The sequence below is a fragment of the Nocardiopsis quinghaiensis genome, from assembly GCF_008638365.1.
Classification (GTDB): Bacteria; Actinomycetota; Actinomycetes; order Streptosporangiales; family Streptosporangiaceae; genus Nocardiopsis; species Nocardiopsis quinghaiensis.
Window position 1 is genome coordinate 54011 of sequence record NZ_VWVU01000028.1, and the last position, 19597, is coordinate 73607.

The 19597-nt window shown below is 71.3% G+C and carries 20 protein-coding genes and 1 CRISPR repeat array; of the genes, 10 read left to right on the forward strand and 10 right to left on the reverse strand.

Annotated features, from left to right (window positions below; genetic code table 11):
- Positions 1 to 183: 183 nt before the first annotated feature.
- The 8 genes from FYX01_RS22050 to FYX01_RS22085 all read left to right on the forward strand — a co-directional run bounded on the left by FYX01_RS22050 (position 184) and on the right by FYX01_RS22085 (position 10154).
- A complete protein-coding gene (locus FYX01_RS22050) occupies positions 184 to 1557 on the forward strand; it encodes an MFS transporter (RefSeq protein WP_223830587.1) in 1374 nt (457 codons plus the stop codon).
- Positions 1547 to 2974: a pyridoxal phosphate-dependent decarboxylase family protein gene (locus tag FYX01_RS22055; protein ID WP_150244180.1), complete on the forward strand. Its 1428-nt coding sequence runs from the start codon at positions 1547 to 1549 to the stop codon at positions 2972 to 2974. The genes FYX01_RS22050 and FYX01_RS22055 overlap by 11 nt, the downstream gene beginning before the upstream one ends.
- 174 nt (positions 2975 to 3148) lie before the next feature.
- Positions 3149 to 4144, forward strand: coding sequence for an L-glyceraldehyde 3-phosphate reductase (gene mgrA / locus FYX01_RS22060; RefSeq protein ID WP_150244182.1), 996 nt, complete (start codon positions 3149 to 3151; stop codon positions 4142 to 4144).
- A gap of 297 nt (positions 4145 to 4441) precedes the next feature.
- Positions 4442 to 5761: an ATP-binding protein gene (locus FYX01_RS22065; protein ID WP_223830588.1), complete on the forward strand. Its 1320-nt coding sequence runs from the start codon at positions 4442 to 4444 to the stop codon at positions 5759 to 5761.
- A 16-nt stretch (positions 5762 to 5777) separates the two neighbouring features.
- Complete coding sequence (locus FYX01_RS22070) at positions 5778 to 7802, forward strand: CocE/NonD family hydrolase (RefSeq protein ID WP_150244184.1); 2025 nt, start codon at positions 5778 to 5780, stop codon at positions 7800 to 7802.
- 111 nt (positions 7803 to 7913) lie between these two features.
- Entirely contained in the window at positions 7914 to 9311 is a 1398-nt protein-coding gene (locus tag FYX01_RS22075) for a cytochrome P450 (RefSeq protein WP_150244186.1), read from the forward strand.
- Positions 9312 to 9363: 52 nt separating this feature from the next.
- Entirely contained in the window at positions 9364 to 9768 is a 405-nt protein-coding gene (locus tag FYX01_RS22080) for a four-helix bundle copper-binding protein (protein ID WP_150244188.1), read from the forward strand.
- 35 nt (positions 9769 to 9803) lie between these two features.
- Positions 9804 to 10154 (forward strand): hypothetical protein, encoded by a 351-nt coding sequence (locus FYX01_RS22085; RefSeq protein ID WP_150244190.1) that lies wholly within the window; start codon positions 9804 to 9806, stop codon positions 10152 to 10154.
- A 111-nt stretch (positions 10155 to 10265) separates the two neighbouring features.
- Here the strand turns inward: FYX01_RS22085 and FYX01_RS22090 are convergent, their stop codons facing one another.
- The 5 genes from FYX01_RS22090 to FYX01_RS22110 form a co-directional block, all read right to left on the reverse strand.
- Positions 10266 to 10727, reverse strand: coding sequence for a PPOX class F420-dependent oxidoreductase (locus tag FYX01_RS22090; RefSeq protein WP_150244192.1), 462 nt, complete (start codon positions 10725 to 10727; stop codon positions 10266 to 10268).
- Positions 10728 to 10839: 112 nt separating this feature from the next.
- Positions 10840 to 11022 carry a hypothetical protein gene (locus FYX01_RS22095; RefSeq protein WP_150244194.1) on the reverse strand — a complete coding sequence of 61 codons (183 nt, stop codon included), beginning with the start codon at positions 11020 to 11022 and terminating at the stop codon, positions 10840 to 10842.
- Positions 11023 to 11153: 131 nt separating this feature from the next.
- Positions 11154 to 11573: a hypothetical protein gene (locus FYX01_RS22100; RefSeq protein ID WP_150244196.1), complete on the reverse strand. Its 420-nt coding sequence runs from the start codon at positions 11571 to 11573 to the stop codon at positions 11154 to 11156.
- Positions 11574 to 11678: 105 nt separating this feature from the next.
- Positions 11679 to 11903 carry a hypothetical protein gene (locus tag FYX01_RS22105; protein ID WP_150244198.1) on the reverse strand — a complete coding sequence of 75 codons (225 nt, stop codon included), beginning with the start codon at positions 11901 to 11903 and terminating at the stop codon, positions 11679 to 11681.
- Positions 11904 to 11913: 10 nt separating this feature from the next.
- Positions 11914 to 12342, reverse strand: a complete 429-nt coding sequence (locus tag FYX01_RS22110; protein ID WP_150244350.1) for an ATP-binding protein — start codon at positions 12340 to 12342, stop codon at positions 11914 to 11916.
- 368 nt (positions 12343 to 12710) lie between these two features.
- On the opposite strand from FYX01_RS22110, the gene FYX01_RS22115 reads away from it, so the two are divergent.
- Positions 12711 to 13529, forward strand: coding sequence for a helix-turn-helix domain-containing protein (locus FYX01_RS22115; protein WP_150244200.1), 819 nt, complete (start codon positions 12711 to 12713; stop codon positions 13527 to 13529).
- Positions 13530 to 13557: 28 nt separating this feature from the next.
- Positions 13558 to 13746, forward strand: coding sequence for a DUF397 domain-containing protein (locus tag FYX01_RS22120; protein ID WP_150244202.1), 189 nt, complete (start codon positions 13558 to 13560; stop codon positions 13744 to 13746).
- Positions 13747 to 13804: 58 nt separating this feature from the next.
- Positions 13805 to 15541: a CRISPR direct-repeat array (repeat unit 29 nt; unit sequence GGGACCATCCCCGCGTGCGCGGGGAGCAC).
- A 98-nt stretch (positions 15542 to 15639) separates the two neighbouring features.
- On the opposite strand, the gene cas2e is transcribed toward FYX01_RS22120, so the two are convergent.
- The 5 genes from cas2e to cas7e are packed head-to-tail and all read right to left on the reverse strand — an operon-like array spanning position 15640 to position 19566.
- Positions 15640 to 15990: a type I-E CRISPR-associated endoribonuclease Cas2e gene (gene cas2e / locus FYX01_RS22125; RefSeq protein ID WP_150244204.1), complete on the reverse strand. Its 351-nt coding sequence runs from the start codon at positions 15988 to 15990 to the stop codon at positions 15640 to 15642.
- Complete coding sequence (cas1e, locus tag FYX01_RS22130) at positions 15987 to 16934, reverse strand: type I-E CRISPR-associated endonuclease Cas1e (protein WP_150244207.1); 948 nt, start codon at positions 16932 to 16934, stop codon at positions 15987 to 15989. The genes cas2e and cas1e overlap by 4 nt, the downstream gene beginning before the upstream one ends.
- Before the next feature lie 3 nt (positions 16935 to 16937).
- Positions 16938 to 17657 (reverse strand): type I-E CRISPR-associated protein Cas6/Cse3/CasE, encoded by a 720-nt coding sequence (gene cas6e / locus FYX01_RS22135; RefSeq protein ID WP_150244209.1) that lies wholly within the window; start codon positions 17655 to 17657, stop codon positions 16938 to 16940.
- Entirely contained in the window at positions 17657 to 18376 is a 720-nt protein-coding gene (gene cas5e / locus FYX01_RS22140) for a type I-E CRISPR-associated protein Cas5/CasD (protein ID WP_150244211.1), read from the reverse strand. Before cas5e ends, cas6e begins: the two co-directional genes overlap by 1 nt.
- Entirely contained in the window at positions 18373 to 19566 is a 1194-nt protein-coding gene (gene cas7e, locus FYX01_RS22145) for a type I-E CRISPR-associated protein Cas7/Cse4/CasC (RefSeq protein ID WP_150244213.1), read from the reverse strand. Before cas7e ends, cas5e begins: the two co-directional genes overlap by 4 nt.
- Between the last annotated feature and the right edge of the window lie 31 nt (positions 19567 to 19597).

Here is a 19597-nt window from a genome sequence, read left to right on the forward strand (position 1 = left end):
GGACCGGCCGGCGGCGGGCGCGCCGTTGATGCGCCCGCCCCTTCGGGAGTAACGTCGGCGCGTGGCCCTCCCCCCGTACGCCGGGCGCGCCTCCGCAGGGCGCCGCGGCCTCTCCCCCACCATCTCTTCCCCCACCGCTCCCTCTCCCGTCACAGCCGGACCCCACCTCACACGGGCCCTGCCGTGACTCCGCCGCTGCCGCGTACCCGGCTCCTGGGGTACGGAGTGGGTTCGGTGGGCACCGGCGTCTTCTCCGCCCTGCCCGGCCTGCTGCTGCTCTACTACCTCACCGACGTGTTGGGCGTCGCCGCCGGACTGGCCGGACTGGTACTGGTCCTGCCCAAGGTCTGGGACATGCTGGTCGATCCCGCGATCGGGGTGGCCAGCGACCGCGAGGCCGTGCGCACCGGCCACCGGACCCGGCTCATGCTCACCGGCGCGCTCGCCCTGCCGGTGCTGTTCGCCGCCATGTTCGCCGCACCCGTGCTGGCCCCCGGGTGGTCGGCGGTGTGGGTGGGGTGCGCGTTCGTCCTGGCCACCACGGCGTTCAACCTGTTCCAGGTCCCCTACGTCGCCCTGCCCGCGGAGATCTCCCCGCGCCGTGACCAGCGCGCCCGCGCCATGTCGTGGCGGGTGGTGTGCCTGACCCTGGGCATCCTGGCGGCGGGCGGCCTGGCGCCGGCCGTGGTGGAGTGGGCCGGGGGCGGACGCGCCGGACACCTGGTGATGGGCGCGGCCATCGGCCTGGTACTGGGCGCGGCGCTGGTGGCCTCCACCGCCGGTACCCGGTGGATCGTCAGCCGTCCCGGCCCGCGCACGCTCGGACCCGTGGCCGCCCTGCGCGCCGCACGGGGCAACCGGGCGTTCTTCCGCCTGGCCCTCGCCTTCGCCCTCCAGGCCCTGGCGGTGTCGGTGATGCTCGCCGCCGCCCCGTACGTGGCCACCTACCGCCTGGGCGCGTACGGGCTGACCTCGGCCATGTTCGTGTGCGTGGTCGGTCCCAGCCTGGTGGCGGTCCCCGCCTGGTCCGCCGCCGCCCGCCGGTTCGGCACGGTGCGCTGCTACCTGGCGGCGGTGGCCGCCATGACCGCCGCGGCCCTGCTGCTCCTCCCGGCGGTGCTGAGCGAGCGGGCCGTGCCCGTGCTGGCGGTGACCGGCCTGGTGGGCCTGTGCTACACCGGCCTGCAACTGCTGCCGCTGTCGCTGCTCCCCGAGACCGTGCGCGAGGACGCCGGTCGCAGCGGACAGGCCCAGGCGGGCACGTTCACCGGGATGTGGACGGGCCTGGAGACCGGCGCGATGGCGCTGGGCCCGGGACTGTTCGCGGCGGTGCTGAGCCTGACGGCGTTCCGGTCCGCCGAGGTGTCGGTGGCGGTGACCCAGCCCGACAGCGCCCTGACCGGCATCGGCGCGGGGTTCACCCTGCTGCCCGCCGCACTGCTCCTGGCGAGCCTGCCCCCGCTGCTCGCCTTCCGCCGCGGGGACCGGGGCGACCGCCCCCTCGAACCCGCCGGCACCGAACCCGACACCGACCCCGGAGACCGCAGTGCTACCTGAGTCCGGACGCTCCACCGACGACCTTCTCGCCGAGCTCTCCCGCCTCCGGGAGGGCGACCTGCCCGTGCGTGAGGGGCGGGTGGCCGCCTACGTGTACGACCCGGGCCGACCGGAGGCGCGCGAGGCCGGGCACCGCGCGTACATGGAGATGATCGAGGTCAACGGCCTGGACCCCACGGCCTTCCCCAGCACCGTGGCCCTGGAGCGGCGGGTGGTGGGCGCGGTCGCCTCGGTCCTGGGCGGCGACGCGTCCACACCCGGGATCTTCACCAGCGGCGGCACCGAGTCGATCATGCTGGCGGTCAAGGCCGCCCGCGACACCCGCCCCGTCCGGGGACGCGGCGAGGTCGTCCTGCCGGTGACCGCGCACCCGGCGTTCCGCAAGGCCTGCCACTACCTGGGGCTGGACCCGGTGACCGTCCCGGTGGATCCCGAGAGCCTGCGGGCGGTTCCCGAGGCCGTGTCCGGGGCCCTCACCCCGCGCACCGTGATGGTGGTGGCGTCGGCGCCGTCCTATCCGCACGGCGTGGTCGACCCGGTCGCGGGGATCGCCGCGCTGGCGGCCGGGCGGGGCGTGCTCTGCCACGTGGACGCCTGTGTGGGCGGCTGGGTGCTGCCGTGGCTGGAGGAGGGCACGGCACCACAGTTCGACCTGTCGGTCCCCGGGGTCACCTCGCTCTCCTGCGACCTGCACAAGTACGGGTACACGCCCAAGGGCGCCTCTGTGGTGCTGTTCACCGACGAGCGGCTGCGCAGGGGCGCCTACTACGCCGGCGCCGACTGGCCCGGCTACACGGTCGTCAACTCCACCGTGCAGAGCAGCAAGGGCGCCGGACCGCTGGCCGGGGCCTGGGCCACCCTGAACGCGCTGGGCTCCTCGGGGTACCGGGAGCTGGCCCGGGAGGCGATGGCCGCCGCGCGCCGCCTGCGCGAGGGCGTGGCGGACATCCCCGGGCTGCGGGTACTGGGCGACCCGGACGCGCCGCTGGTGGCACTGGCCTCGGACGAGGTGGACGTGTTCGTGCTCGCCGACAGGGTGGCGGAGTCGGGCTGGTTCCTGCAGCCGCAGCTGTCCTACGCGGGGATCCCCGCCAACCTGCACCTGACCCTGACCGGGGTGTCACTGGCCGGGGTGGACGCGCTGCTGGAGGTGCTCGCCGGGGCGGTCACGGCGGTGAGGGGGGTGCGCCCGCCGGTCCCCGAGGGCCTGGCCGAGGCGGTCTCCGCACTGGACCTGTCCACCCTGGACGACCGGGGGTTCGTGGAGCTGCTGGCCTCGGTGGGGGTGGACCTGACGGGCCCCGGCGGCGCGGGGATGGCGGCGGTCAACACCGTGCTGGACGGCCTCGAACCGTCGGTGCGCGAGGCCCTCCTGGTGCGCTTCCTCTCCGCTCTGTACTCTCCGCACGCCGGTTGACCGGTGACTGGCCGGGACACGTACGGATTCCCCGCACGCCGTTCACCGCGGGTGCCGCTCGCGCGGGATACTGCGACCGCACGGTTCCGGCCGGCGCGCGGACCGGCGGAGAAGGACTCCGGCCGCGCTCCGATGAGCGCACAGCCCCAGCACAGCCCCAGGAGAGAGGGAAACATGACCTACGTCGCCGCCCCGACCCGGTACGAGACGATGCCCTACCGCAGGTGCGGCCGCAGCGGACTGCGCCTGCCCGCCCTGTCCCTGGGCCTGTGGCACAACTTCGGCCACGACCGCGGCATCGAGGTCCAGAGCGACATCATCCTGCGCGCGTTCGACCTGGGTGTGACCCACTTCGACCTGGCCAACAACTACGGTCCCCCGCCCGGGTCGGCCGAGGAGAACTTCGGCCGGGTCATGGCCCGCGACCTGCGCCCCCACCGCGACGAGATCGTGGTCTCGACCAAGGCCGGGTTCCTGATGTGGCCCGGACCCTACGGCGAGTGGGGCTCGCGCAAGTCCCTGCTGTCCAGCCTGGACCAGAGCCTGGAGCGCATGGGCCTGGAGTACGTGGACGTCTTCTACCACCACCGGCCCGATCCCGGCACCCCGCTGGAGGAGTCCATGGGCGCGCTGGACACGGCGGTACGCCAGGGCAAGGCCCTGTACGCGGGCGTGTCCAACTACTCCCCCGAGCAGACCCGCGAGGCCGCGGCCGTCCTGCGCGGCCTGGGCACGCCGATGCTCATCCACCAGCCCTCCTACTCGATGTTCAACCGGTGGGTGGAGGACGGTCTGCTCGACGTACTCGACGAGGTGGGCGCGGGCTCCATCGCCTACTCGCCGCTGGCGCAGGGGCTGCTGACCGACCGGTACCTCGGCGGCGTGCCGGAGGGGTCGAGGGCGGCCGGAAGCAGCCCGTTCCTGACCACCGAGGGCATCACCGAGGAGGTGCTGGGGCGGGTGCGCGCGCTCAACGCCGTCGCCGAGCGCCGCGGGCAGTCGCTCGCCCAGATGGCGCTGGCCTGGGTGCTGCGCGGTGAGCGGGTGACCTCGGCGGTGATCGGCGCGAGCAGCGTCTCCCAGCTGGAGGACAACGTGGCTGCGGTCGGCGACCTGGAGTTCGACGCGGACGAGCTGGCCGAGATCGACGAGTACGCCCGCGTGGACTGACCGCACCCCGGCGGTCCCTCGTCCGGGCCGGCGGTCCGGACGGTGTCGACCGTCCGGACCGCCGACACGCGCGGTGTCGGGGGCGGCCCCGCCGGGATCCGGCGCGGCCCCTCCCGACAGGGTCCGCCGGGGACGGTCCAGCGGCGTTCGACCAGGTCAGACGGGCTCCGCGACCGGCTCCACCGCTCTGGCCAGCACCTTCGCCGTGTGGGACGGAACGCTTCTGGTTTGGCGCGACGATCACGGGTAGTCGCACCTGTACGCACCAGAAGATCACAGTCCTATTACGGAAAGGCGGTGCAGGCAGCTGTGAAGAACGTGTTCGTGGTCGGTCTGGACGAGCGGAACCTGGAGATTCTGCGCAGGACCCCGACCGGCCGCAACTGCCGGTTCCACCAACTACTGGACCTGGACGAGCTCCAGGCCGGCGAGGTGGACATCAACCCGCTCATCGCCAAGGCGGAGCGGATCCTGGACGACTTCGACGGATCCGTCGACGCGATCGTCGGCTACTGGGACTTCCCGGTGACCCTGCTCGTTCCCATCCTGTGCTCCAGCCGCGGCCTGCCCTCGGCGTCCCTGGAATCCTTCGTCAAGTGCGAGCACAAGTACTGGAGCAGGCTGCTGCAGAGCGAGGTCATCGACGAGTACCCGCCCTTCGCCCTGGTCGACCTCAACGACGAGAACGTCAAGCCCCCGGAGAGCCCGGGTTACCCGATGTGGCTCAAGCCGGTGAAGTCGGCCTCCTCGCTGCTGGCCTTCCGCGTCGACGACGACGAGGGCTTCCACGAGGCCGTGGCCGAGATGCGCGAGGGCATCGACATGATCGGCCGGCCCTTCGAGCAGATCCTGGAGCGGGTGGACCTGCCCCCGGAGATCTCCTCCGTGGGCGGACGCACCTGCCTGGCCGAGGCCGCGATGCACGGCGTACAGGCCGCCGTCGAGGGCTACGTGTACAAGGGCGAGGTCGTGGTCTACGGCTCCCTGGACTCGATCGACTACCCGGCGAGCCCGGTGTTCCTGCGGCACCAGTACCCCTCCGACCTGCCCGACGAGGTGATCGGGCGGATGCGCGACGTCGCCGTCAAGGTCATCGGGAAGTCCGGGATGGACAACGCCACCTTCAGCATCGAGTTCTTCTACGACCCGGTCGAGGAGGGCCTCAACGTCCTGGAGGTCAACACCCGCCACTCCCAGTCCCACGCGAGGCTCTTCGAACTGGTGGACGGAGTCCCCAACCACGAGCGCATGCTCCGGCTGGCCCTCGGACAGAGCCCGCGCCTGCCCGACGACATGCGGGGCGAGTTCAACGTGGCCGCGGAGTGGTACCACCGCCGGTTCGACGACGCCGTCGTCGTGCGCGTACCCACTCCGGAGGAGGTCGCCGAGGTCGAGGAGTCCCTGCCCGGCGTGAGCATCGACGAGATCGTGCCCGAGCAGGGCGAGCGCCTCTCGGAGATGGCCTACCAGGACAGCTACAGCTACGAGCTCGTCAAGATCACCATCGGTGCCGAGGACGAGACCGAGATGCGCGCCAAGTACGAGCGCTGTGTGGAGGAACTGCACTTCGAGTTCCAAGAGGTGGACGACTCCTCCGACAGCACGGTCCAGCGCTGAAGGGAGGCCCCCGTCCATGCACGTGGTCAAGAACCTGCCGCACGCCCTGCACACCGACGAGCACCTCTGGATCCCCATGTCGGACGGCGTGCGGCTGGCCGCCAAGGTGTGGCGGCCGACCTCCTCGGACGCGACCCCGGTACCGGCGGTACTGGAGTACATCCCCTACCGCAGACGTGACCTGACGGCCGTGCGGGACTCCATGCACCACCCCTACATCGCCGGGCACGGCTATGCCTGCGTCCGCGTGGACCTGCGCGGAACCGGTGACTCCGAGGGCGTGCTCACCGACGAGTACCTGGAACGCGAGCAGGACGACGCCGAGGAGATCCTGGCCTGGCTGGCCGAACAGCCCTGGTGCGACGGCAACACCAGCATGATGGGGCTGTCCTGGGGCGGGTTCGCCGCCCTACAGGTGGCGGAGCGGCAGCCGCCCAGCCTCGGCACGATCATCATCAGCTCCTTCACCGACGACCGCTACGGCGACGACTTCCACTACATGGGGGGCTGCCTGCTCTCGGACAACCTCGCCGAGGCGGGGACGATGTTCGCCGCGGCCACCCTGCCCCCCGACCCGGTCATCGTCGGCGAGGAGTGGCGGCGGATGTGGTTCGAGCGGCTGGAGGACAGCGAGCCGTGGGTCCTGGAGTGGCTGCACCACCAGCGGCACGACGGCTACTGGCGGCACGCCTCGGTGGCGGAGAACTACTCCCAGGTGCGCTGCCCCGTCCTGGCCTCCAGCGGATGGGCCGACGGCTACTCCAACGCCGTCCTGCGGCTCCTGTGGAACCTGAAGGCCCCCGCCAGGGGACTGGTCGGCCCCTGGTCGCACCGCTACCCGCACATGGGCGAGCCCGGCCCGGCGATCGGCTACCTCCAGGAGGTCGTGCGCTGGCTGGACCACTGGCTCAAGGGCGAGGACAACGGCATCGACGACGGCCCGGCCCTGTGGGCCTGGATGCAGGACAGCGTTCCGCCCTCCACCGCCTACCACGAGCGCCCGGGACGATGGGTGCGCGAGGACGAGTGGCCCTCACCGAACGTGGAGTACATCTCCTACCCCCTGGCCAAGTACACGATCGGCCGCCCCGGAGAGGAGATCCAGAGCGAGTCCCTGACCTTGAGGTCTCCGCTGACCGTGGGCCAGTTCGCGGGCAAGTGGGCCTCCTACAACGCCCCGCCCGACCTGCCCTACGACCAGCGAGAGGAGGACGGCGGTTCCCTGGTCTTCGACAGCGACGTGCTGTCCGAGGACGTGGAGATCCTGGGCACCGGCGCGGTGGAGCTGGAGGTCTCGGTCACCGAGCCCGTGGCCATGGTCGCGGCCAGGCTGGTCGACGTCGACCCCGAGGGCAGCGCCACACGCGTGACCTACGGGCTGCTCAACCTCACCCACCGCAACGGGCACGAGACCCCCGAGGTGCTGGAGCCGGGCGAGATCTACCAGGTGAGGCTGACGCTGAACGGTGTCGCGCAGGCCTTCCCCGTCGGCCACCGGATCCGGCTGTCGCTGTCCACCTCCTACTGGCCGCTGGCCTGGCCGCCGCCGCGTCCGGTCATGCTGACCGTGCACCCGCAGAACAGCAGGCTGGTCCTGCCGGTGCGCCCGCACAACGACGCCGACGAGCCGAACCCGCAGCCCTTCGGGGAGCCGGAGGCGGCGCCGGAGATCTCCACCACGCGCAAGGAGAAACCGGAACACCGCTGGACCGTCCACCGTGACCTGGTGGACACCCACTCCTCCCTGGAGATCGTCAAGGACGGGGGCGTCCTGCACTTCGACGACATCGACATGGACGTCGGACGGCGCGCCTACGAGTGCTACGAGTCCGTGGCCGGTGACTTCACCTCGGCGCGCGGACAGTCGACGTGGACGGTCCGCTTCGCCCGCGACGGGTGGCGCACCCGGACCGAGACCCACACGATCCTGGAGTGCACCGAAACCGACTTCCGGGTGTACGCGACCCTGGACGCCTTCGAGAACGACGAACGGGTCTTCTCCCGGCAGTGGCGGGAGACACTGCCCCGCGACCACCTGTGACCGGCGCCCGGGCGCGGCGCACGACGACACGGCGCCGCGCCCGGGGCCGGGAGCCGGGAGAGCCGGGGCAGGACTCCGGGGACGAACCGACCAAGGGGAGGAACGGTTCCGATGCCCACAGAAGACCGACGGGAGACACGGCCGCGGACGGAGGCGGGCCGCCGGGACGAGACGGGCCGACCGGGACGGGCGCGGCGTACGAGCACGTCGGAGACCGCCCGTCTGCTGACCTCGGTCCTGCTGCCCAACGTGGCCCGGGGCGTGATCCTGCGCCGCCCGCTGATGACGAGACTGGTCACCGGACTGGACGCCGACCGCAGGGCGGTCGCCGCCCTGCGCGAGATGCGCGAACGCCACGGCGACGACCCGCTGCCGCTGCGCCTGGCGGGGCGCCAGGCGGCACTGGTGCTGTCCGCGGAGGACGTGCGCCGACTGCTACGGGAGACTCCGGAGCCCTTCTCCCCCGACGGACGGGAGAAGCGCGGCGCCCTGTCGCACTTCCAGCCGCACGGGGTGCTCATCTCCGACCACGCGAACCGCCCCCGGCGGCGTGCGGCCAACGAGGCCGCCCTGGCACCCGGGCAGGCGATCCACCCCGACGGGGACACCCTCGCGGCGCAGGCCGACGAGGAGGCGCTCACCCTCGCGCTGGCCCTGCGCGAGGGCGGTGACCTGGACTGGTGGAGGTTCACCCAGTCCTTCAACGCGATGGCGCGAAGGATGGTCTTCGGCGCCTTCGCCGCGGACGACCACCGGACGACCGAGCTGCTGTACGCCTTGCGGGCACGTGCGAACTGGACGTACACGGCTCCCGTTCGCCACGGGACCAGGGCCGAGTTCCTCGACCGGACGCGCGCCAACGTCGAACGCGCCGAACCGGGCAGCCTCGCCTGGAGGCTGACCGCGGGAGGCTCCGCCGGAGACGGCCACGACACGGACCTGCGGCCTGAGGACCAGGCGGCGCACTGGCTGTTCGCCTTCGACGCGGCCGCCATCGTCGCGTTCCGGTCCCTGGCACTTCTGACCTCGCTCAGCCCGGGAGCGTACGCGGCGCGCGAGGAGATCGACACCCGGGAGGGGCTCGACCTCCCGCTGCTCCGGGCGACCGTGCGCGAGTCGGCGCGGCTGTGGCCGACCACGCTCATGGTGATCCGGGAGAGCACGCGCGAGACGACCTGGCGGGAGGAGGTGTTCGAGGCCGGGACCGCCTTCCTGATCGTGAGCTCCTACTTCCACCGGGACTCCTCACGGCTTCCGTACGCCGACGCGTTCGACCCCGGGATCTGGCTCGACGGACGTGCCGAGGACGAGCCGGGCATCCTGCCCTTCAGCTACGGCCCGGCCGGGTGCGCGGGGGTCGACATGGTGCCGCTGGCGGTGTCCCTGTTCCTGCGCGCGCTGCTCCGGGGCCGGAACCCGGCCCGCGCGGACGCGGCCGGACCGCTGCCCGCGACGGGGCTGCCCGCGTCGCTGAACCACTTCGCACTGCGGTTCTCGCTTTCGACCTGAGCTCCGGGCCGGATCCGCGACGGATCCGGCCCGGGTTCGTTGAGGAGGAGACATGAGCGTCGTCGAACAGATGCTGGACACCCGTCCCGGCGACCGGGGCTTCGGGGTCGAGGAGAAGCTCCGGGCCTGCATCGAGGCCTGCGGGGAGTGCGCCCAGGTCTGCACCCTGTGCGCGGACGCGTGCCTGGGTGAGAGGGCGGTGGCCGACCTGGTCACGTGCGTGCGCGCCGACCTGGACTGCGCGGACGTGTGCGAGGTCACCCAGAGGGTGCTCTCCCGCAGGACCGAGGGCGACGACACCCTGGTCCGGGTGCTGGTGAAGGCGTGCGCGGAGGCCTGCCGCATGTGCGGCGAGGAGTGCGAGCGGCACGCCGCACAGCACGAGCACTGCTGGGTGTGCGCCGAGGCGTGCCGCCGCTGCGAGAGCGCGTGCCGTGAGCTTCTCGCGGCCCTGTGAGGGGCCGCGCCGCCGACGTCTGAAGGAGGGCAGCGATGGAGTGGCCGACACTCGGCTGGCTGTTCGGGATCCTGGTGGCCATCGCCGTCCCGATCGCGGTGATCTTCCTCGTGCTGTGGATCATCCGCCGGGAGACGATCCGCAAGCAGGAGGCCGTGCGCTCGCCGGACTACTGGAAGGAGAGGCCGGAGGGCAGGCGGTATCCGACCGGATGGGACAACAGAGGCAGCATGCCCGGCCTGGGGACCGCCCGGCCCGGAGAGGGAACCGCCGGGGAGCCCCCGTCCGGCGGGGACTGGAAACCGCCGCCCGAGGGCGGTGATCCGCCCGACCGCGGGCCGGCACCGCCCGACGACGACTGGAGACCGCCGCCCGCGGGGCGGTGACCTCCCGGGAGCGGGGCAGGTGTGCCCCGCTCCGCTCGGACACGGCCGGCGGGGCACGGACGCGGCGGGCGATGCATGGGGGCGACGGGCGGGGTACGGCCTCGGCCGGGTTCAGACGCGGTCGGCGGGGAAACCGCCCGTGGCGACAGGCCCCCACCTCTTCGGAGTGACGCGGACCAGCGACTTGCCCTGGCGGCGCATGGCCTCGCGGTACTCGTCCCAGTCGGGGTGCTCGCCGGAGATCACGCGGAAGTACTCGACCAGCGGCTCGACGGCCTCCTCGCCGTCGATGACCTCGGCCTCGCCGTCGACCTGGACCCAGGGGCCGTCGAAGTCCTCGGACAGGACCACGACGCCGACCCGGGGGTCGCGCCGGGCGTTGCGGGCCTTGGCGCGCTCGGGGTAGGTGGACACCACGATCCTGCCCTCGGTGTCCACACCGCAGGTGACCGGCGAGGCCTGGGGTTCACCGTCGGACCGGCGGGTGATGAGGAGCGCCCGGTGCCGGGGGCGCACGAACTCCAACAGGCCGTCGAGGTCGACACGGGTGTTGGTGGCGATCGAAGGGCTCATCGTCTCGCTTTCACTGTTCGCGGTGCCCGCGCCCGTCGCGTGGACCGGGCCGGCGTAGTCCCCACGCACGCGAGGAGCGCCGGGGCCGATGCGGCCCCGGCGCTCCTGGCGGCTACTCTTCCCCGCCGCCTTCTCCGAAGTCCTCCCGGCGGAGGTTCTCCTGCTCCATCTTGTCCTGGAGCTCGGCCTCCAACTCCCCCCGGGTGTCCGGATCCTGCTGGTCGTCGCTGTGGTCGGCGTTGACGACCTGGTCGGTGTCCCTGGTCTTCGGCCTGGACTCCTCCGGAACGCTCATTGTCCGGGCCTCCTCCCTGTCGTATGGCTTGGCAGGCCCCTACCCGGCGTCATCAGCGATCACACGCTTCCTGCACCCCAGGAGCCCCGCGGGTGACCGAGGTCGCAGTCGCATCCGCTTCGTCGATCGGCTCACCCGACCCGGTCGAGGTAGCGGCGGACGGCGTCGGCCAGGTCGCCGAGGTCGTCGGGGACGTCCCGGGCGGGTTCGGTGGGCGGGGTGGGCCGGACGGGTGCGGTCAGGGGCTCCGCCAGCAGGTCGCCGACCGGGACCCGGGGGAACGGGGGCATGTAGGGGCGGACCAGGGCGCTCTCGGCCTCCTCGGGGCCGGTGCCAGGCCCCTCGGCCCCGCGTGCGGGGGTGATGGTCGGCAGTTCCCGGCGGCTGGGCGGCGGCGTGATCGCGGCCCTCTCCCGCCGGGGGTGCCGAGAGTGCTGGGGGACGAACACGGCGGCCAGGGCGAGGGCCAGCAGCGCGGCGGTCAGCGCCCACACGCGTCCGGCCAGGCTCTGGCGGGGCCTGCGGTGTCGCCCACTAGGGTGGTCGTTCACGGTCCTCCTCCTGGTTGGTGCAGGTGGTTGATCGAGCCCCGATCCGGTGCTCCTAACACCGGTTCGGGGCGCTTGTGTTCTCGGATTGATGTACTCGGGCGGGTGTCATTGGCCCCGGCGGGGCTGCGCTTCCCGCTCGAAGGCGCGGATCTGCTCGTCAAGCGACTGTGGTGTGGCCGCGCTCAGCGGTGAGACGCGGTGCGGGCCGAGGTGGAAGGCGAAAAAGCGGCGAGAGCCCGGCCCCCACAGCACCCACCAGCGGCTGTGCAGCTGATCCAACAGGCGGGCGGCCTCGTACTGGGCGGTGTCCTGACTGCGGTCCCACCCCATGCCCCGGCCCTCAGGCCCCGACGGTGTCGGGCACGGGCGCGTAGGGGTCGGTGTGCGCCCACACGGTCAGGGGTCGGCCGGGTTCGCCCTCCCAGCCCCACTCCACGGCCAGCCTGTCGACCAGGCGCAGGCCCCGCCCGCACGTGGCCAGGGCGTCGGCCTCGGGAGACAGCCGTGGCAGGCAGACGCCCTGTCCGGGGCGTGGCCCGTCGTCGGTGACCGCGATGCGCACGAGTCGGCCGGGCAAGTGCCGCATCTGGACCCGCACCCGCCCGCACTCGGTGCCGGATGCGGTGTGCAGCCAGGCGTTGGTCACCAGTTCGCTCACCACCAGCAACAGGGGAAAGGCCCGGTGCGCGGGAACCCGGGCGCCTCGCTGGCACCAGCTGCGGATCTGCGCCGCCTGCGAGGGCTGGGAGCCGAAGAACGCCGTGCGCACTCCCGTGCCCGTCCTGCCGGGAACCCGGTGCGGCAGTCCGCTCCCGGGCGCCCGCCACTCCTCCTCCACCGCCCGCCTCGGTCGAGGCACACCAAAGCCGTCCATCGTGATTCCTCCAAGTGACAGAAGTGGGCTGCGTTGTGCAAGCGACAGCCGTGACACACGCCGTCCGGACGCCGAAGAGCACCCGCAGCTGTTGACTCCCCACCAGGATGAAGTGCCATAACTAAATCTGCAATAGTTCAGAAAGAAGTAGTCCACTATGCGTAATCGAAATAAGGAATCATGCAATGTGTTACGGTTCACGTAGAACCAGGAGGTGCAGTATGACCGCACGCCCGAGCCCGACCGCTCGTCAGCGACGCCTGATGGCGGAACTGACCCGGCTCCGCAGCAGCTCAGGGCTCTCCCGTGCCGAAGTCGCCGATCACGTCGGCATCACCGACAGCACCTTGTGGAGATACGAGACGGGGATGACCAGGCCGAAGCCTGGGGACGTGGCCATTCTGCTCGATGTGTACGGCGTGCATGGGGCAGAACGCGAGGAACTCATCGAGATGGCCAAGCACGCCCGCAAGCGCGGGTGGTGGCACCGCCATCGGCAGGCCCTCAAACCCGGGTTCGACAGCTACATCGGCCTGGAGGCAGCGGCCTCCGTGGTCCGCACGTTCCAGACCATCGTGGTGCCAGGCATCCTCCAGACCGAGTCCTACGCCCGCGCGGTGACCGAACAGACCGCCATCACGTCCACCCCCGACCTGGTGGACGAGAAGATCCTGGTGCGCATGTCTCGCCAAGAACTACTCACCCGTCCGGATGCCCCTCTGCAAGTGGTCGCTGTGCTGGATGAAGCAGTGCTGCGTCGCCAGGTCGGCGGTCCCGAGACCATGCGGGCACAACTCCGGCACCTCGTAGAACTCACCGAGCGAGCACACGTGACCATCCGAGTTCTACCGTTCTCACACGGGGCCCATGCCGGGATGGACGGCCCGTTCTATCTCCTGGAGTTCCCGGAACAGGCCGACCCCGACGTGGTCTACCTCGAACAGGCCGGTAGTGGACTCGTTCCGGAGAACCCTGAAGAAGTCCGCCGCTATACGCTGATGTTCGGGAGCCTGCTGGGCAAAGCGCTCAAACCCGATGAGTCGGTCCTCTTCGTACGTGGGCTCCTGGACGAGGATCAGTAGGCCCCTGCAAAGAAGAGGAGACACGGAAATGACCGCGCCGCACCCCCGCACCTGGCACAAGAGCAGCTACAGCACCAACGGTGGCGAGTGCGTTGAGGTCGCTGAGGGGCAGAGCGTGTTGGTTCGCGACACCCAGAACCGGGAACTCGGGCGCCTCGCCTTCGGTACCCCTGAGTGGACCGGCCTCCTCAACACCCTCAAGGCGCGTCAGCCGTAGCAGTACCGAGCGCCCAGACCCACGACGAAGCTTGTCAGTTCGGGCCTCAACCGCTCCAGCAATCATCCCCGCGTGCGCGGGGAGCACTCCCCACGGGAGAGCGTCGCCTTTCTGGAGAAGGGACCATCCCCGCGTGCGCGGGGAGCACCTGGCCATCGCCCCATCAACGTCGGTGAAGTTGGGACCATCCCCGCGTGCGCGGGGAGCACCTGAGGGACCTGGAGGTCGCGTCCGAGCACGGGGGACCATCCCCGCGTGCGCGGGGAGCACTGATGATCTCGCGGACCTGCTTGTGCAGGGCGGGGACCATCCCCGCGTGCGCGGGGAGCACTGATGATCTCGCGGACCTGCTTGTGCAGGGCGGGGACCATCCCCGCGTGCGCGGGGAGCACAACCTGACAGGGTCCCGAGAGCCCTCCCCAGCGGGACCATCCCCGCGTGCGCGGGGAGCACGTGGCTTCGATGCCCTTCCAGGTCGTGAACGCGGGACCATCCCCGCGTGCGCGGGGAGCACGTGGCTTCGATGCCCTTCCAGGTCGTGAACGCGGGACCATCCCCGCGTGCGCGGGGAGCACGCCGAGGCGGCGGGGGAACTCACCCGCCACCCGGGACCATCCCCGCGTGCGCGGGGAGCACATCACCTTGGAGGCGAGGTTGCGGGCGAAGATGGGACCATCCCCGCGTGCGCGGGGAGCACAACCTGACAGGGTCCCGAGAGCCCTCCCCAGCGGGACCATCCCCGCGTGCGCGGGGAGCACTCCCGCCGTGACCAGCGGAAACCCCTCCTTGTGGGACCATCCCCGCGTGCGCGGGGAGCACGCCGCCGAGCTGCCCGCCGAGGAGACGGTCACGGGACCATCCCCGCGTGCGCGGGGAGCACCCGGAAGAAATTTCGGTGGGATGCCAATAGCCGGGACCATCCCCGCGTGCGCGGGGAGCACCAGCTCGGGGCCGCCGCGATGGTGCCCGTGGCGGGACCATCCCCGCGTGCGCGGGGAGCACCGAAGTTCCAGCAGGAACTCATCACTGGTGACGGGACCATCCCCGCGTGCGCGAGGAGCACGGTGCGGGCGGCGCGCACGGGTACACGTTGCGGGGACCATCCCCGCGTGCGCGGGGAGCACCCTGGGGCAGGGTGTCGACGGCCAGGTCCCACGGGACCATCCCCGCGTGCGCGGGGAGCACTGGGGCCCCTCCTCGGGCGGGGTCTACCGCAAGGGACCATCCCCGCGTGCGCGGGGAGCACGGCCAGGGTCGTATCGGAGACCTCGGTGCCGTGGGACCATCCCCGCGTGCGCGGGGAGCACAGGCCCAGTACTGGGAGGAGTGCATCAGGGCGGGGACCATCCCCGCGTGCGCGGGGAGCACACGAGTTCGACCCTGCGGCCGGTGCCGTGGGAGGGACCATCCCCGCGTGCGCGGGGAGCACAACAAGGACCCCGCCGCCCAAACCGTCCTACGGGGACCATCCCCGCGTGCGCGGGGAGCACTCTCCGATGGTGAGTTCGTGGAACCCACCCACGGGACCATCCCCGCGTGCGCGGGGAGCACCTGCACACGCTGTTGGAGATCGACCAGCACCAGGGACCATCCCCGCGTGCGCGGGGAGCACGTCTTCTGCTGGAAGATGAAGACGAACGACGTGGGACCATCCCCGCGTGCGCGGGGAGCACTGATGACCTCTGCGCCGTCGGCGTCCTGGTGAGGGACCATCCCCGCGTGCGCGGGGAGCACATGGCCGGGAATCCCGAAAACGTCGATTTCTGGGGACCATCCCCGCGTGCGCGGGGAGCACAGTCAACGACCTGCGAACTTACCAATGGCAAGCGGCCGTTTTTCCAACTTCTTCAAAGACGGACACGCGCACCACAGGCCACATAAATCCCAAACAACTCATCGCCCACCAAAGCGCCGTCTCTTCGAGGCCTTGCTCCACCCTTTCTTCGGCGGGCGCCTGTCCTCCTCCACCACCTTCTTGGGGCGGTGCATCAGGGTAAGCCCCTCGTGGTCCACCGGCTCCCAGTGGTGTTCGAAGGTCTCGAAGGTGAACCCCTGCTCGGAATCGGTGCTGTACGCCAGCAACGCCCTCCCGTTCCCCGCGTACTCCTTCACCTCCGCCCACAGCACTTCCCGGATCCGACGCGACGGGTTGCCTATGAACACCCCGGCCGAGATCTCCATGAGCCACCGGGTCAGGAACCCGCGCAGCCCGGCCGGGCAGTTCGTGAGCACGACGACCGTCACCAGACCACCTCGTCGGTGTAGCTGTAACCCGATTCCAGCAGCTCGCCACGGTCGCCCACCAGACCGACCGTGTCGGCGAGGTCCTCGTTCCCCTCCTGGTCCTCACCGAGCAGCAGGGCCTTGACGTCGCGCACGCACCGGTCCAGCAGACCGTCCTGGTTGATCCGGTCCCTCAGCAGCCTGCGCGTCACCCCGTCCACGTCGTCGTCCCCCTGCGCCGCCGCGTCGAAGGCCACGGGGATGCCGATCTCCACCTTGTACAGGTCCGCCACGTCCATCACGAAACCGCGCTCGTGCCCCGAGTGGACGAACCCCAGCCCCGGGCTGCACCCGAGGGCGGCGGTCACGGCGTGCGCGACCCCGTAGAAACATTGGGCGGCCGACGTGACCGCCTTGTTCGGAGGGTCCGAGACGTCGTGGTCACCGGGCGTGTACCTACGCCCGTGCCACGGCACACCGGTCCGCTCGGACTGCTCCCGGTAGCACGCCTTGACCCGGTCCCCCTCCTTTCCCAGAAGCCCCTGGCGACCGAACGCCTCCACCTCCAGGTCCGGGAAACGCATCCTGTACATCGCCCGCGCCACGTCCAGCCGCCGCTGCCGGTTGGCCCACGCCTTCGCCTGCGCCTCCACGATGTGGGAGGACCGCGTCAACGCCCTCCCCGCCGCGTAGTAACGCACCCCGTGCTCCCCCACCCACACGACCGTCGCCCCGCACTCGCCGAGCAGGCTCATGGCCGAGTGGGTGACGTTCGTCCCGGGCCCCAGCAGCAGCGTGCCGATGGTCGCGGACGGCAGGTAGCGCGTCCCGTCACCGTCCTCGGCGGTGATGGCGTTGGAGTCGCGGTGCACGATGCACCGCTCCAGGTACAAGAACGACAAGCGGTCGCCCACCCTCGTCAGCTCGCGCGGACCCGATGTCCTACGCCTGCCCACGGTTCCCATGCCTCAGCCCACCGGCGCCAGGGTCATCAACCCGCACCCGTACGCCTTGGCCCGTCCCAGGCCCGCGCACAGCGTGCGGCGCAACGCGTCGGGATCGGTCACGGTAAGCCGCCCGTCGAAGGTCGCGGTGACCACGGGAACCCGCATCCGCTTCCCGCGCCTGTCCGGGCGCGGGTCGGGCTTGTCGAAGCCGCGCGCGCCGCGGTCGTGCACGAGTAGTTCGTGTTCGTCCTCACCCGGGAGCAACTGCTGGTCGGCTGACCTGCGCACGATCTCGAAACCGCACGCCTCCTGCCGCTTCAGCAGCCATCCCGCCTGGTGGCGGGGGGTCACGTGCGCGGTGACCTTGGTGGGTTCCCCGTCCTTGCGCCGGATGCTGTGCACGGGATTGGCGGTGAGCCGGAACGCCCACGACTGCCCGGCCTCCAACCCGTCCAGGAACCCGGTGTAGTCGTGGGTCCGCCATGTGCCCTCGGGGTTGGTCGGCCACCCGGCCTGCTCCACCACGTGGGTCAGGTCGGGCCGGGCGGGGCTCACCACGTAGAGGAACACCTCCGCCGCGGCGTTGCGGTCCACCCGCCACAGCACCCGGGGCGCACCGGGGTCGCCCGGCAGCAGATCGGGGAAGGACCCCATGACGGCGGCGTGCATGGCCTGCGGCGAGGACAGCAGTCTCCTCGCGCCAGGACGATGGGTGTTGAACCGGAATCGGGTCAGGTGCATCAGTTTCCTCCCAGCACGGCCGTGGGGTCGTGGTCGGGCAGCGCGTTCCTGCGAGCCGTCGGGTTGGGGACGCGAACCGAGTCGGGCAGTACCGTACGCAGGGCGTACCGGCGGTGCAGCGGGTCGAAGCTGAGCGGCAGATCGCGCAGTGAGTCGGCCCGGGTCTCCCCCGGCGCGGCGTCGACCAGGGTGCTCAACTCGACCTCCTCCCGGGCGCGCCACCGCCACTGCCGCTGGTACCACCGGGCGGCCTGCCAGGGCTGCTCCCGCAGGACGTCCTCGACCCGGCCGTCCACCGGCTCGCCCAGGTCGACCGGCCGGGCTGGAGGGCAGGACCGCCTGCCGAGATAGGGCAGGTAGACGGGGCTACGGACCGCCCGGTACAGCTCGGCGACCAGGCATTCCTCCCCCTCCACCGCCGCCACGAACACGGCGTCGGACAGGTAGAAGCGCTCCGACACCGGCATGGACGTGCCGGTGACCAGGTGTTTGGCGGTCTGGTAGTCACGCACGCGGGTTCCCGGCTGGTCCACGCGCACGCCGAAGCGCAGCGCCGCCAGGTCGGACAGGTCGGCGGTCCGGTCGCGTCCCTGGGCGGCGGCCAGCAGCCCGAGCACCCCGCTCTTGGTGGGGGCGTGCTCGGTGCCGCGCCGGGCGAACCGGGAGGCCGACCCCCACGACTGGAGGGGACCCGCCAGGACGAGGGCCAGCACGCTCATGCGTCGCTCTCCACGCGCTGCGCCACTGCCTCGCCGACTCCTCCGACCAGTTCGTCCAGACTCCGCGCCTGGGTACCGAGCTCCGCCAGCGGCTTGGTCCGCTCACCGATCCGCAGTACCCACCCACGGGTGCCCTCGGCGCCGTAGGCCCGCTCGATTTCCTCGGCGTGCTCGGCGAGCTGCCTGCACGCCCCTGCGACGAACCCGCGCTCCTCCCCGGTCTCGACCGGAGCCTCGAAGGCCCCCACGAAACTGATCGGGCGCGCGTCGCGCAGCTTGACGATGACCGCGTCGGGCAGGGTGTGGTTGCCGAAGGTGTTGATCTTGCCGGTGGGCAGTGACGCCACGAACCCGCGCACGAACGCCTCCACCGCGCGGCGCAACGGCTCACTGACGGGCTCGTCCTCGCGCAGCCCCTCCCCCAGGTTCTTCCCGAGCAGGTCCACGTCCACGGCCGCGTACCGGTACAGCGTCGCGGAGTTGAACTCCACCGTGCCGATCATGCCCGCGCCAGTGTCCTCCTCGGGGTTCTGGTCGTCCACGGCCGTGTAGTAGTCCGACTCGTTCTCCACCGCGTGGACACTGATGGCGTGTGCGACCTGCGCGGCGGCGTCCACGTTGATGTCGGCGCCGTCGGCGACCATTCGGCCGAACAGGGCGATGTCCACCGAGTGGCGGGTGTCGGCGATCGACTTGGCCTTCGCCTTGTTGTCCTTGTCCTTGAGGAAGGCCTTGATGTCCTCACGGCCCTCCACGGCGAGCTCGGCGAGTCCGTCACGTTGGCGGGCGCTGAGGAACATCAGGTAGGCCGACTCGGGGGCGGGCTCCTTCTCGCCCTTCTGTTTTGCAGCATCAGCCTTCCGCTTCGGAACCTCCAGCTTCTTTCCGAGAATCGAATGGAAGACCTCGGCGGCCAGGGTCAGCGCCTCGGCCTCATCGACGTCCGGGGCGATCTCGCTGATGCGGGAGGCGACCAGCTCCGCCACACGCTTGGTCCGGGTGCCCAGCTCCTGCGAGTCGACCAGGGCGTCGAAGGCGAGCCGGGTGGCTCGCTTCCACGCCTGGCTGGAGACCCGGGAGCGGCGGACCCCGCCGTAGACGGCCGTCTTGGGGGCGCCGGTGTCGTCGCGGTTGAGGTTGCTGGGCGGCACGGTCTGCAGCACGTGCACGTCGAGAATGGTGCGGCTCATGGTGTGTCCTCGTCCTGTCGGTGCCCGCCAA

Bases quoted from the DNA above. Each gene is read 5' to 3' on its own strand.
- FYX01_RS22105 (WP_150244198.1), bottom strand. From the start codon at position 11,903: ATGGGGTGGGACCGCAGTCAGGACACCGCCCAGTACGAGGCCGCCCGC.
- FYX01_RS22070 (WP_150244184.1), top strand. From the start codon at position 5,778: ATGCACGTGGTCAAGAACCTGCCGCACGCCCTGCACACCGACGAGCAC.
- cas5e (WP_150244211.1), bottom strand. From the start codon at position 18,376: ATGAGCGTGCTGGCCCTCGTCCTGGCGGGTCCCCTCCAGTCGTGGGGG.
- FYX01_RS22095 (WP_150244194.1), bottom strand. From the start codon at position 11,022: ATGAGCGTTCCGGAGGAGTCCAGGCCGAAGACCAGGGACACCGACCAG.
- FYX01_RS22080 (WP_150244188.1), top strand. From the start codon at position 9,364: ATGAGCGTCGTCGAACAGATGCTGGACACCCGTCCCGGCGACCGGGGC.
- FYX01_RS22085 (WP_150244190.1), top strand. From the start codon at position 9,804: ATGGAGTGGCCGACACTCGGCTGGCTGTTCGGGATCCTGGTGGCCATC.
- FYX01_RS22115 (WP_150244200.1), top strand. From the start codon at position 12,711: ATGGCGGAACTGACCCGGCTCCGCAGCAGCTCAGGGCTCTCCCGTGCC.
- FYX01_RS22075 (WP_150244186.1), top strand. From the start codon at position 7,914: ATGCCCACAGAAGACCGACGGGAGACACGGCCGCGGACGGAGGCGGGC.
- cas1e (WP_150244207.1), bottom strand. From the start codon at position 16,934: ATGGGAACCGTGGGCAGGCGTAGGACATCGGGTCCGCGCGAGCTGACG.
- FYX01_RS22090 (WP_150244192.1), bottom strand. From the start codon at position 10,727: ATGAGCCCTTCGATCGCCACCAACACCCGTGTCGACCTCGACGGCCTG.
- cas6e (WP_150244209.1), bottom strand. From the start codon at position 17,657: ATGCACCTGACCCGATTCCGGTTCAACACCCATCGTCCTGGCGCGAGG.
- FYX01_RS22120 (WP_150244202.1), top strand. From the start codon at position 13,558: ATGACCGCGCCGCACCCCCGCACCTGGCACAAGAGCAGCTACAGCACC.
- cas7e (WP_150244213.1), bottom strand. From the start codon at position 19,566: ATGAGCCGCACCATTCTCGACGTGCACGTGCTGCAGACCGTGCCGCCC.
- mgrA (WP_150244182.1), top strand. From the start codon at position 3,149: ATGACCTACGTCGCCGCCCCGACCCGGTACGAGACGATGCCCTACCGC.